Origin of the sequence: Chryseobacterium sp. JUb7, assembly GCF_024806495.1 — a bacterium.
Lineage (GTDB): Bacteria > Bacteroidota > Bacteroidia > Flavobacteriales > Weeksellaceae > Chryseobacterium.
On record NZ_JANUFF010000002.1, the window covers coordinates 386759 to 400631 of the forward strand.

Annotated in this window: 7 protein-coding genes; 6 read left to right on the forward strand and 1 reads right to left on the reverse strand. The window is 35.5% G+C overall.

The genetic code is table 11. The annotated features are described in order from the left end of the window. Window positions 1-117 precede the first annotated feature (117 nt). From ligA to M2373_RS05380, 5 genes are all read left to right on the forward strand, one after another. On the forward strand, window positions 118-2124 hold the full coding sequence (gene ligA / locus M2373_RS05360; RefSeq protein ID WP_259108386.1) for an NAD-dependent DNA ligase LigA: 2007 nt from the start codon (window positions 118-120) through the stop codon (window positions 2122-2124). 100 nt (window positions 2125-2224) lie between these two features. Then, window positions 2225-4723 carry a T9SS type A sorting domain-containing protein gene (locus M2373_RS05365; protein ID WP_259108388.1) on the forward strand — a complete coding sequence of 833 codons (2499 nt, stop codon included), beginning with the start codon at window positions 2225-2227 and terminating at the stop codon, window positions 4721-4723. Window positions 4724-4922: 199 nt separating this feature from the next. Then, complete coding sequence (locus M2373_RS05370) at window positions 4923-7379, forward strand: T9SS type A sorting domain-containing protein (RefSeq protein WP_259108390.1); 2457 nt, start codon at window positions 4923-4925, stop codon at window positions 7377-7379. A gap of 207 nt (window positions 7380-7586) precedes the next feature. Further along, complete coding sequence (locus tag M2373_RS05375) at window positions 7587-10067, forward strand: T9SS type A sorting domain-containing protein (RefSeq protein WP_259108393.1); 2481 nt, start codon at window positions 7587-7589, stop codon at window positions 10065-10067. A 292-nt stretch (window positions 10068-10359) separates the two neighbouring features. Then, on the forward strand, window positions 10360-11004 hold the full coding sequence (locus M2373_RS05380; protein WP_259108394.1) for an MgtC/SapB family protein: 645 nt from the start codon (window positions 10360-10362) through the stop codon (window positions 11002-11004). A gap of 39 nt (window positions 11005-11043) precedes the next feature. On the opposite strand, the gene M2373_RS05385 is transcribed toward M2373_RS05380, so the two are convergent. Continuing rightward, complete coding sequence (locus tag M2373_RS05385; RefSeq protein ID WP_259108396.1) at window positions 11044-11520, reverse strand: copper resistance protein NlpE; 477 nt, start codon at window positions 11518-11520, stop codon at window positions 11044-11046. 168 nt (window positions 11521-11688) lie between these two features. Between M2373_RS05385 and M2373_RS05390 the strand changes: the two genes are divergently transcribed. After that, the gene (locus M2373_RS05390; RefSeq protein WP_259108400.1) at window positions 11689-13827 is read left to right on the forward strand and encodes a S46 family peptidase; all 2139 of its coding nucleotides are present in this window, start codon (window positions 11689-11691) and stop codon (window positions 13825-13827) included. Window positions 13828-13873: the final 46 nt, after the last annotated feature.

The window sequence follows — 13873 nt, forward strand, 5'->3', positions numbered from 1 at the left end:
ATGGATAATCAGTTTATTGGGATGTGTTACGCCTTTTTAATATTATCAAAATATTTAATTCTCATATTTTTTAAATGAAATTAGTTTAGTTATTTTTGCTCAAAAGATAAAAATACAATGTCCGACAACATTCAACAAAAAATAGAAGATCTCCGTAAAGAGCTTCATCAGCATAACGAAAACTATTACCTTCTGGATACTCCTACCATTTCAGATTATGATTTTGACATGCTGCTGGAAGAGCTTCGGGATCTGGAAGCCCAATATCCTGAATTTTATGATGAAAACTCTCCCAGCGTACGTGTGGGCGGTGGAATTACAAAAGTTTTCCCTACAATTCAGCATAAATTCAGAATGTATTCTCTGGACAATTCTTATGATTTTGATGATCTTGAAGACTGGGAAAAAAGGATCATTAAAACCATTGATGATCCTGTAGAATTTGTCGCTGAATTAAAATATGACGGTGCTTCAATTTCTATTTTATATGAAAACGGAAAACTGGTTCAGGCTGTGACCCGTGGAGACGGGTTCCAGGGTGATGAAATTACAGCGAACGTAAGAACCATTTCGGATATTCCGTTAAAGTTAAAGGGTGATTTCCCGGAGCACTTCTTTATGCGTGGTGAGATTTATTTAACCAGAAAAAATTTCGACAAGATCAATAAACTGCGTGAGGAAGAAGGTTTAGACCCATTCATGAATCCAAGAAATACAGCAAGCGGAAGTTTGAAAATGCAGGACAGTGGAGAGGTGAGAAAAAGATCTTTATCATCGGTTTTGTACCAGTATATTTCAGAAGAAGTACCTGCAGAAAGCCATTGGGAGCTGCTTCAGAAAGCTCAGGGCTGGGGTTTCAAAACATCTCAGCAGGCAAAATTGTGCAAAACATTAGATGAGGTTAAGGAGTTTATTAATTTCTGGGATGTTGAAAGACACAATCTGCCTTTTGAAATCGACGGTATTGTTTTAAAAGTCAATTCATTAAAACAGCAAAGACAGCTAGGCTACACGGCCAAATCTCCGCGTTGGGCAATGGCTTATAAATTTAAGGCTGAAAAAGTGGAAACTGAATTACAAAGTGTTTCTTATCAGGTCGGAAGAACCGGAGCAATCACTCCTGTTGCCAACTTGAAGCCCATTTTACTGGCCGGTACCATTGTAAAAAGAGCCTCTCTGCATAATGAGGATATTATCAAAAAACTCGATCTTCATGAAAACGACTTCGTCTATGTAGAAAAAGGCGGCGAAATTATCCCCAAAATTGTTGGCGTAAACACAGAAAAAAGAACGGAAGAAAGCAAAGAAATTGAATACATCAAAAACTGTCCTGAATGTGGCACAGAGCTTATAAAAATTGTAGATCAGGCGATTCATTTCTGTTCCAACGATCTTCACTGCCCGCCTCAGGTTGTGGGAAGAATGATCCATTATGTTTCAAGAAAAGCATTAAATATTGAAAATTTAGGAAGTGAAACGATCGAACAGCTTTACAGAGAGCGACTGATTGAAAATCCGGCAGATTTTTATGTTTTAACGAAAGAGCAGCTTCTACCTTTGGAAAGAATGGCTGAAAAGTCGGCACAGAATATCATTTCAGGGATCGAAAAATCAAAAGAGATAGCTTTTGAAAAAGTTTTATACGGAATCGGAATAAAACATGTCGGCGAAACGGTAGCTAAGAAGTTAGTGAAAAACTTTGCAACAATAGATGACCTGAAAGCTGCAACAGTTGAGGAACTTTGTCAGGTGGAAGATATCGGAGCTAAAATTGCGGTAAGCATCGTTGATTTCTTTGCAAATTCTGAGAATATCTTAATGCTTGAACGATTAAAATCTTACGGTGTTCAGCTTGAAAAAGGTGAAAATACGAATGAAGTACTGTCTAATGTTCTTGAAGGAAAAACCTTCCTTTTTACAGGGAAATTATCTTTATTCACAAGAGAATCAGCAGAAGATATGGTGGAAAAACACGGTGGTAAAAATATATCTGCCGTTTCTAAAAACCTCAACTTCCTTGTAGTGGGCGAAAAAGCAGGAAGCAAACTGAAAAAAGCACAGGATATCGGAACAATTGAAATTCTTGACGAACAGCAGTTTTTGGATCTGATAGAAAAACAATAAAATTTTTGAAAATATTTAACATATTAAACCATTGAGATACACTTTCAATGGTTTATTTTTGCTTTCAATAAAAAAATAAAAATAATACAACTAATAATACATGAAAAAAATCTACCTCATCATCTGCATGGTTTTGCTTGCTTTATTTCAGGCGCAAAATGTGAATATTCCGGATGCAGCTTTTAAGAATTTTTTGTTAACAGCTAATTTCAGTAATGGCTATGCAAAAAATCAATATGGCATCAGTATTACTATTGATACCAATAATGATGGCATTATACAGCAAAGTGAAGCTGATAATGTCGTAAAACTTTCTGATCTTAATTATGGAAATAGAGCCAACATCCAATCTATTGAAGGGATTAAAGGCTTTACCAATTTAGATGAATTATATTTATTTGGAACTTCTGTAAGTACTATTGATGTAAGTACCATGACTCATTTAGCTGCTCTGAGAATGAATTATAATTCACAATTAACCTCTCTGAATATCGCAGGATGTACTTCTTTAACAGGTATTTTTTCTGAACACAACCATATTACCGATTATAATCTGCAAAGCAACTCACTGATAAATTTGATTATTAATAATCAAAATTCTGCTCAGCCTATCAATAATATCAATCTTACTCAGTGTCCCAACTTAGAGTTTCTGGAAATTAACAGCACTAATATCCAGTCTTTAAATTTCAGTAACATGAGTTCTCTGGAATGGCTTCAGATCAGAAACAGTACTCTAACAAATAATATCAATTTAACAGGTTGTACGAATCTGAATAATCTGGGAGTTTTTAACTGTCCATCTCTAACAGCGCTTCAATTAAATAATTTACAAAATTTAGACACTGTTTACCTTTCAAACAGTCCGATCTCGACCTTATCTATGATTAATACGACCAACATAGAATCTTTTGGTTTAATGTCTACAAGTTTAGCAGCTATAGATCTTTCAATCTTCCCGTCTTTAAGACAATTTGCTAGCACGAACAACTATTTTACAACATTGAACTTAAGCATGAATCCTTTGTTGGAAAATATTACAATCTATGACAATCAGTTTCTAAAAGATATTAATCTGAAAAGCGGAGGAACTGCTTTAAATGTTTTATCCTGGTTTCATATTAACAATAATAACCCTAGTCTTAAATATATCTGCTGTGATAATGAAGATTTTGCACCGATCAGCAATTATTTATCTTCTTATTCGCTTAATAATATCACTCTGAACTCTTATTGCTCATTCACACCAGGTGGTACGTACTATAAAGTGATGGGTAATACAAAATATGATATTAACAACAATGGCTGTGATATCAATGACACCTACAAACCTTTACAAAAATTTTCAGTAACAAGCGGATCTGTTTCCGGAAATATACTTGCCGATTCGTCAGGAAATTATTCTATTCCATTACAGGCGGGCACTCATACAATTACTCCAATTTCGGAAAACCCAGCTTATTGGACAATATCTCCAAGTACTTTAACCGTTAACTTTCCGGCACAAACAAGTCCATTGACTCAGAATTTCTGCTTAACTGCCAACGGGAATCATAATGATCTTGAGGTATTAATTATTCCGACTACAAGTGCCATTCCGGGGTTTGATGCACAATATAAAATTATATACAAAAACAAAGGAACCACTTCTCAATCAGGAAATGTTGCTTTGAGTTTCGATGATAATGTAATGAACTATTTAACATCTACAGTTACTCCAAATACTCAATCTACAGGCAGTTTAACCTGGAATTTCACAAACCTTCTTCCATTGGAGTCTAAGGAAATTATTGTAACATTCAAACTGAATACTCCTACCGCAACGCCTCCTCTACACGGCGGAGACCTATTGCATTACACCGCCCAAATCACTGGAGCAGCCGATGAAACACCTTTGGATAACATTTTTACGTTAAATCAAACCGTAGTCAACTCTTTTGACCCGAATGATAAAACATGTCTTGAAGGAACTTCTATTACTCAGGCAAAAGTTGGAGATTATGTTCATTATTTAATCAGATTTGAAAATACAGGAACAGCCAACGCTCAGAATATTGTGGTAAAAGATGTGATTGACACTTCAAAATTCGACATTTCAAGTTTGATAGCCCTAACCGGAAGTCATAATTTTGTTACTAAGATTACCAATCCCAATACGGTAGAATTTATTTTTGAAAATATCCAATTGCCATTTGATGATGCAAATAACGACGGATATGTTTCATTTAAAATTAAAACAAAATCTACTTTAAATATTGGGGACAGCTTCAGCAATACAGCTAATATCTACTTCGATTACAATGCTCCGATCATTACCAATACGTATACAACAACGGTTCAGAATGTATTGGCAGCCGCCGAAATCAGTAAAGAAAACAATGCGGTTTCTATTTATCCGAACCCTGTACAGGATGTTTTATTCATCAAATCAAAAGATCAGGTGATAAAAGCTGAAATTTACGATGAAGCAGGAAGAGTTTTAAAATCTGTAAGCGTGACAGATCATTCGATCAATGTTTCTGAGCTTTCTAAAGGAAACTATATCATCAAATTATCTGCAAAAGATAAAACGACGACTCAGAAGTTTATGAAAAAATAAATTCAAGCTTATATAAAATCAAGACTGTCTTCAAAGGCAGTCTTTTTTGATTCCAGATCGTATAAACTTTCATAAACAGTGTAACCTAGCAATAAAAACGACATCATATCATTACAATAAATATTTAACGAAAATACCCATTGAAATATAAGCTTAATGATTTATTTTTGCTCATTGACAACAACTTAACTAATAATACATGAAAAAAATCTATTTCATCATTTCTATGATGATTTTTGCAGTGTTTCAGGCGCAAATTATTAATATTCCGGATGCTAACTTTAAGGCGAAGCTTCTTGCCGCTGATACGACCAATGGCATCGCATCAACAAGTTCCGGCAATTTTAATATAAAAATTGACACCAATAATAATGGAGAAATTGAAGTATCTGAAGCCCTTCAGGTCGGAACATTGAGACTCTATGGAGGTGGAATATCAGACCTAACCGGAATCGCTGCTTTCACCAATTTAGGATCATTGGAGATATCCGGGAACAACCTTACTTCTCTTAATTTAAGTTCCAATACCAAACTCGGACAACTAACCTTTGACGGGACTACCCAATTAAGTTCTGTGAATCTTACCAATTGTAACCAGCTCAACAGAATTCATTTTTCCAATACAGCCATTACTTCATTAGACTTGCAGAACAGACCTTCTCTAAAAACACTGTATCTTTTTAACAGTCCGCTAACCAGTGTAAATATCTCCGGATCTACACAAATTGAAGAACTGGATATTGAGAATACCCAACTTACCTCATTTGATGCTTCCAATCTGCAGAATATTTTTGTTTTCTACCTAAGGAATAATCCTTTGCTTTCTTCCATTAATTTCACCAATTCAAACATGCAGATTATAGATGTCAGCAAAAACAACCTGTCAACGCTGAACATTCAGAATCAGAGTAATCTTCGTGTTATATATTGTGGTGAGAATCATTTAACCAATTTAAGCGCTCCGGGATGCCCTGATATGAGAATGCTCTATTGTAATAATAATTTACTGACAAATCTTAACCTTTCTATATATCCTCTTCTAACTACGCTGGATTGCCATAATAATTCAATTCAGTCATTAGATTTATCTCAAAATCCTGAATTCTACAGCATCAACTGCAGTACGAACGGAATGAGCTTTCTGAATCTGAAGAATGGTAAACTCAGCACCACGACCAATGCCGTTTATAACCCTAACCTGGTTATCTGCTGTGACGACAATGAGCTGAATACGTTTCAGAGTATGATTACCAATTCTCCGTTTTTTTACTCAACTTATCAGGCAACTACGTATTGTTCCTTTACCCCCGGCGGCACATTTTATACCGTCTTAGGAAATACGAAATATGACAGTGATAATAATGGCTGCGATACCAATGATCTTAACAAAGCATTTCAAAAATTCAGCATTACCAGCGGAAGTACGTCCGGAAATGTTATTGCCAACCATTCAGGAAACTATTCAATTCCGTTGCAGGCGGGAACACACACCATTACACCGGTTATGGAAAATCCGACATATTTTACCATTTCACCGGCTAATATCATTGCTAGCTTTCCGGCACAATCTAGTCCACTAACACAGAACTTCTGTCTTACGGCAAACGGAATCCATCATGATCTTGAAGCCGTTATCATTCCGATAGTGGCTGCCAGACCAGGGTTTGATGCACAATATAAAATCATTTACAAAAACAAAGGAACGAGCACTCAATCCGGAACACTGGCATTTAATTATAATGATGATGTCATGAATTATCTGGGTTCGACGCTATCTCCAAACTCTCAGGCAACAGGAGTTTTAAACTGGAATTTCACCAATCTTCTTCCATTGGAGTCTAGGGAAATTACCGTAACTTTAAAATTAAATACTCCAACGGCCAACCCTTCTCTGAACAGTGGTGATGTACTTCATTATACTGCTCAAATCATGGGAAGCGTTGATGAAACACCTTCTGACAATATATTTGCATTACATCAAACGGTTGTTAATTCTTTTGATCCGAATGATAAAACCTGTCTGGAAGGAGCGACCATTTCACAGACCAATGTTGGAGATTATGTTCATTATCTGATCAGATTCGAAAATACGGGAACAGCAAACGCTCAGAATATTGTGGTAAAAGATGAAATTGATACTTCAAAATTTGATGTATCCACTTTGGTTCCTCTTACTGCAAGTCATAATTTTAACACAAAAATCTCAGGAAATATAATAGAATTTATTTTTGAAAATATTCAGCTTCCTTTTGATGATGCGAATAACGATGGATATATTTCATTTAAAATCAAAACTAAATCTACACTAAATCTTGGTGACAGTTTCAGCAATACAGCTAAGATTTATTTTGATTACAATTTCCCGATCATTACCAATACATATACAACAACCGTTCAGAATGTATTGGCAACAGCCGAAATTAGTAAAGAAAACAATACGGTATCTATCTATCCGAACCCTGTACAGGATATTTTATTCATCAAATCGAAAGATCAGGTGATAAAAGCTGAAATTTATGATACAGCAGGAAGAATTTTAAAATCTGTGAGCATAACTGATCGCTCCATCAATGTTTCTGAAGTTTCTAGAGGAAACTATATCATCAAACTATTTACAAAAGATAAAACGGTGACTCAGAAGTTTGTGAAAAACTAAATTCAATTAAAAGGTATAAAATCAAAGACTGTCTTCAAAGGCAGTCTTTTTTGTTAATCTAAATTCATTCTTATATTATTCAAAAAACAGTTAAAATTTTAAAAAATACGCACCCATAGATCGATTTAAGTCTATAATTAAAATTAAAAAGTAAATATTTTTCAGAATCATATTTTTTGTATATTTAACAATCAAAATCACTAAACCATGAGAAATTTTTACCTATTCGTGCTATTCTTAGCACAAATTTCACTCAGTGCACAAATTGTCAATATCCCCGATCCTTATTTTAAGACCAAATTATTGTCCGCAACCCCAGCAACTCAGATTGCGAAAGATTTAAATGGTAACTGGACCACCATTGACGCTAATAACGATGGCGAAATACAGCTTTCCGAAGCTTTGGCCATCAGCGATATCGGAATTTACAATAACAGCAATCAAACATCCGTTTCTACCTATCAGATTCAGTCTGTGGAAGGGATAAAGGCATTCGCCAATCTTATTTATCTGGACCTTTCCAATTTTGCCAATCTTACTTCTATTGACGTAAGCGGAATGCAAAAACTGAGATTGGTGGGTTTTGATGACGATCCTAAACTAGCTTCCGTCAATTTCACCAATTGTAACTTATTAGAAACAATTTACGTAAGAAGAGCCAATATCGTCAATCTTAATGTTTCGAATTTACCAAAACTTAATATTCTTGACTGTTCAGGAGGAAGTATCCAGACGATCAATTACGCAGGAAGTACTACATTAAAATTATTTTTCTGCGATGATAATAACATTACGAGCATTAATGTAGCACCTCTTACCAATCTTGTAAGATTTACAATTACACAAAATGCATTAACTTCTCTTGATGTAAGCAACCACCTATTTCTTGAAAGACTTTCATGTTCTTCCAATCAGCTTACTTCTCTAAATCTGCAAAATACCCCAAAACTTAATAATCTTGAAGCCAGCTTTAATAATCTTACTTCTCTGAATGTAAGCCAGAGTCCATTATTAAATTATATAAGAGCTGTGAACAACCAAATAACAAGCATCGATGTTTCGGCTCTTCCTGCGCTTCAGACTCTTAAACTTGAAAATAATCAACTTACCACCCTTAATATTGCCAACAATTATCAATTGACCTATCCAACCGTTCAGAATAATAATCTTCAGACGTTATTTCTCAAAAACGGAAAGATTCAAAGTATCAATTATGCCAATAATCCCAACCTTACATACATTTGTTGTGATGAAGGCGAAATCAATCAGATGATTACCAGTAACAACGGCTATGGATATAATAATGTTGTAGTCAATTCTTACTGTAATTTCACCCCGGGAGGAACCTACTTTACCATTCAGGGAAATACAAAATATGACGAAAACAGCAATGGCTGCGATCCCAACGACATTAATAAACCTCTTCAGAAATTCAATATTTCAGGAAACGGATCAAGCGGAAGTTTCACAGCCAATGGGTCAGGAGATTTTTCAATTCCTGTAGTTGCCGGCAGCCATACTATAGTTCCAGTTCTTGAAAATCCCGCTTATTTTAATATCTCACCTTCAAGTATTACCGCTTCATTCCCAAGCCAGACAAGTCCGCTTACACAAAACTTCTGCTTAACAGCCAACGGGACACATCATGATCTGGAAGTACTGATTATTCCTACTACTGTTGCAGTTCCGGGATTCGACGCAAAATATAAAATCGTATATAAAAACAAAGGAAATACAACACAGTCCGGAACACTTACCCTTGCTTACAATGATAATTTAATGGATTATCAGACCTCAACGGTCACTCCCAATGCACAGTCAACAGGTCTTTTAACCTGGAATTTCACCAATCTTCATCCGTTTGAAACAAAGGAAATTACTGTAACGCAGAAAATGAATACACCAACAGCAACCCCACCTTTAAACGGCGGTGATATCCTTCATCACACAGTTCAGATTAATGGGGCGAGTGATGACACACCAGCTGATAATACTTTCACACTGAATCAAACTGTTGTCAACTCTTTTGATCCGAATGATAAAACCTGTCTGGAAGGCACTTCAATTACCCAGACTCAAGTTGGAGATTATGTTCATTATCTGATCCGATTTGAAAATACAGGAAGTGCCAATGCACAGAATATCGTTGTGAAAGATGAAATTGATATCTCAAAATATGACCTTTCAACATTAATTGCTCTTAACGGAAGTCATAATTTTGTAACAAAAACAACAGGTCCGAATGTAATAGAATTTATCTTTGAAAACATTCAGCTTCCTTTTGATGATGCCCATAATGACGGTTATGTTTCTTTCAAAATAAAAACCAAATCTACCTTAACCTCAGGAGACAGCTTCAGCAATACTGCTAAAATTTATTTTGATTACAACCACCCTATTATTACAAATACCTACACGACAACCGTTGAAAATAAACTGGGTACCTCAGACATCAAAAACGATAAATCTGATATCAGCATCTATCCGAATCCTGTACAAGATGTTGTTTACATAAAATCAAAAACAGAAGTTTTGAAAGCTGAAATATTTGATGCTACAGGAAGAATTGTAAGAATAACATCTGTAAAAGATAACTCAATCAATGTTGTTGACCTTCCTAAAGGCAATTATATCATCAGACTGTTCACAAAAGAAAAAACAGCAGCACAAAAATTCATCAAACACTAATATTAATATCTGATACATTATTTTTTTTAGGACCGTCTCTTCTGAGGCGGTCTTTTTACAAACCGGAAAATCAAACTCATCATTTCAGTTATTGGTCATAATGAATGAGGAAATATTTACAAAGAAACGACAGGCCTTAACCCCTACAATAAAATGAAGTTCTATCTGAAAACTAAAATTTTTAATTCCCAAATTTCCACCTTCATCTCCAGGCCTCAAACCTACACCTACCTGTACTTTTTCATTGAAAATTTTATCGTATTTTTATATAAGTAAGTTTAAAATACAAAACATGGAATTTTTACAGGATCATTCAATTCAAAATGAATTGCTGCTGATATTCATTTCCGTTATTCTGGGTTTATTCATTGGAACAGAAAGAGAATACCGGAACAAATCTGCAGGGTTGCGTACTTTTATTTTGGTATGCTTCGGATCTTGTCTGTTTACAATACTTTCTATTAAAATCGGTGTTAATGATCCCGATCGTATTGCCGCCAATATCATCACAGGAATCGGTTTTTTAGGTGCCGGTGTCATTTTTAAAGGAGATAATAAAATTGACGGAATCACAACAGCCACCACAATTTGGGCCACAGCATCCATCGGAATGGCAGTAGGCTCAGGGTATGTCTATTTATCTTTATTGGGAACTGTTTTGGTATTACTGATCTTGAGTTCGCTTACTTTTTTCGAGAAATTTATTGACAAAATACATAAGATCCGAGAATATAAAATTGCCGTTACAGACTACCATGATATTCCCCATTGTGAAGAGCTTTTTAAAAAATATCAATTACGATTTATGATGTCAAAACAACAATATACCCAGGGAAATCTTGCTACTACCTGGATTCTTACCGGTAAAAATTCACATCATGAGGCCTTAATGAAAAACCTGATGATCGACGAAAAAATAATAGCCTACCAGTTTTAAAATAAAAACAGAGGCTTCGAAAAACCTCTATTCTATTATTTATTTCTTTTTGAAGACGTACAAATCTTTATTCGGACCATCGATCGGCTGACCACTCATATCCAGCTGTGTCAGGCTATTTTCGCCAACTTTATACTTATATTTTGCGCTTTTACCGTTTAATGTAATTACACTTCCTGAGGCATCCCATTCGAAATTACCCTTATCTTCATTTTTAGATTTTCTTTCAAGATATTCTTCAGAAATCGTAAATGTTTTATCCTTATTTAAAGTCAGAACCGTTTTTATTCCAGGACAGTCTGCACAAGGCACTACTGCTTCATAAGTTCCGTTCCAGTCTAAAGAATTTGCAGAGTTGTGAGCCGTGGCTGCAGTATCTGTTTTTGTAGTATCCATAGGCGTCTGAATAGCCATCGGATCAGTTTTAGGATTGACTTCCTGTGGTTTTTCTTTTGGTGAACATGATGCGAGGAAAGCAATTCCTAAAATCCCTAAAATTTGAATTTGGTGTTTCATAATAGTGATGATTTAATGTTTATTTTTAATAGTAAACTGTTATTTAGGCAACAAAAATCAAGCCGACAAAGAGTTTCAGAGCCCGGGATTTGAATTTCGGTTTCAGGAACTCAAAACACATCATCCACAATTCCTATTTTCTTTGTAAATTAGGGCAAAATTTTGATTATGACAAAAAAGATACTTTTATCTGTATTTCTTTTGCCAGCTGCAATGGCTTTTGCACAGCAATACGGAGGAATGTGGATCCCTACAGAGCTTAATGAGAAGGAAATGAAAGATTTGGGAATGAAAATCTCTGCTAAAGACATCTTCAATCCTCAAAAAGCAAGTATAAAAGATGCTGTAGTTCAGTTCAACGGAGGTTGTACTGCCGAAATCATTTCTCCTAAAGGATTATTATTGACCAACCACCACTGTGGTTACGGGCAGATTCAGGCGCACTCTACTGTTCAGAACGATTTATTATCAAATGGTTTCTGGGCTAAAAACATGAGTGGGGAGCTTGCGAATCCTGGGGTAACCGTAGATTTCATTGTAGACATCAAAGAAGTTTCGAATCAGATTTTAGAAGGTACAGACAACCTTACAGAACCTGAGCTTTCGAAGAAAATAGCCAACAATATTGAGATTTACAAAAACTCTCAAAAAACAGAACAGTTTCAGTCTATTTCTGTAAAACCGATGTACTACGGAAATAAGTATTATGCTTATACAATAGAAACTTTCAAAGATATCCGTTTGGTAGGTGCACCACCACAAAGCATCGGAAAATTTGGTTCTGATACCGATAACTGGGTTTGGCCAAGACATACGGGAGATTTCTCTATGTTCAGAATCTATGCTGATAAAAACAACAAGCCTGCAGAATATTCAAAAGACAACGTTCCTTACGTTCCGAAGCACTACCTTCCGGTGTCCATCAAAGATAAAAATGAAAATGACTTCACTTTTGTATTTGGTTTCCCGGGAAGAACAACGGAATATCTTCCGGCAATCGCTGTTGAAAAGATCATGAAAGAAATTGATCCTGCAAGAATCGCCGTGAGAGATGTTGCTTTAAAAACACTTGACGAAAAAATGCGTGCAGACGATGCTACCCGTATCAAATATGCTTCAAAATATGCTTCAGTAGCCAATTACTGGAAAAAATGGATCGGTGAAGTGGAAGGTTTGAAAAAATCTAATGCTGTCGAGAAAAAAGTAATGTATGAAGGTTCATTAGTTGCTAAAAATCATGAGATTAAATCTACTTTAGATCAAATCAACAAATTATACAATGACCAGGCGCCTTTTGCTTTAAATAATGCTTATTACACCGAAGTAATCAGAAATGCGGAAACGCTGAAACTGGCAAGTGACTATTACACCTACATCGCTTCTGTAGAAGCAGGAAGAATGAACGACAGTGAGCTGGCTAAACTGAAGACTAAGCTTTCATCATTCTATAAAGATTACAGTGGCGAGCTTGATGCAAAAGTAACCGCTAAATTATTAGCTTTATATGCCAACAAAACTGCTCCGCAATTTTTGCCTGCAGGTTTTGAAAAATATAAAAATGAAACTCAGAATATTCAGACGATAGAAGAGATTTCTAAAAACTCAATCATCTCCGGAAGAGCCGAAGTAAACGGAACTTCTTTGAATAAAGATATCGACAAAGCATTCTCCAATCAGGACAAACTGATCAAAACATTGAAAAAAGATCCTGTATATCAGCTCTATGTTGCCATGAGAGATACCTATATGACCAAAGCTGATCCTCAGTTTGCTTCAATGCAAAACAAAATCGATGCATTACAGAAAACATTTATGGCTCAGCAAATGTCGACGGATAAAGACAGAAAATTCTTCCCGGATGCCAACTCAACATTGAGAGTTACCTACGGAAAAGTGAAGGGATCTTCTCCAAGAGATGCAGTGTCTTACAGCTATCAGACGCATTTGGCAGGAGTAATGGAAAAATATATTCCGGGAGATTATGAATTTGATGTTCCTAAAAAACTGATTGACCTTTACAGCAAAAAAGATTTCGGAAATTATAAAGATAAAACCGGTGATGTTCCTGTAGGATTTACAGCGACCAACCATACCACAGGAGGAAACTCAGGAAGCCCAGCCCTAGATGCCTACGGAAACCTGGTAGGACTAAACTTCGACAGACAGTGGGAAGGAACAATGAGTGATATCAATTACGACCCGCGTTTCAGCCGAAATATCATGGTTGACACCAAATATATCCTTTTCATCATCGATAAATTTGCCGATTCCAAATGGCTTATCGATGAAATGAAAGTGATCAAGTAATTTTTAACCCATAAAATATTTGAATCTATTTAAATTTTACATGAAT

Coding starts and splice junctions, on each gene's coding strand:
- ligA (WP_259108386.1), top strand. CDS start 118: ATGTCCGACAACATTCAACAAAAAATAGAAGATCTCCGTAAAGAGCTT.
- M2373_RS05365 (WP_259108388.1), top strand. CDS start 2,225: ATGAAAAAAATCTACCTCATCATCTGCATGGTTTTGCTTGCTTTATTT.
- M2373_RS05370 (WP_259108390.1), top strand. CDS start 4,923: ATGAAAAAAATCTATTTCATCATTTCTATGATGATTTTTGCAGTGTTT.
- M2373_RS05375 (WP_259108393.1), top strand. CDS start 7,587: ATGAGAAATTTTTACCTATTCGTGCTATTCTTAGCACAAATTTCACTC.
- M2373_RS05380 (WP_259108394.1), top strand. CDS start 10,360: ATGGAATTTTTACAGGATCATTCAATTCAAAATGAATTGCTGCTGATA.
- M2373_RS05385 (WP_259108396.1), bottom strand. CDS start 11,520: ATGAAACACCAAATTCAAATTTTAGGGATTTTAGGAATTGCTTTCCTC.
- M2373_RS05390 (WP_259108400.1), top strand. CDS start 11,689: ATGACAAAAAAGATACTTTTATCTGTATTTCTTTTGCCAGCTGCAATG.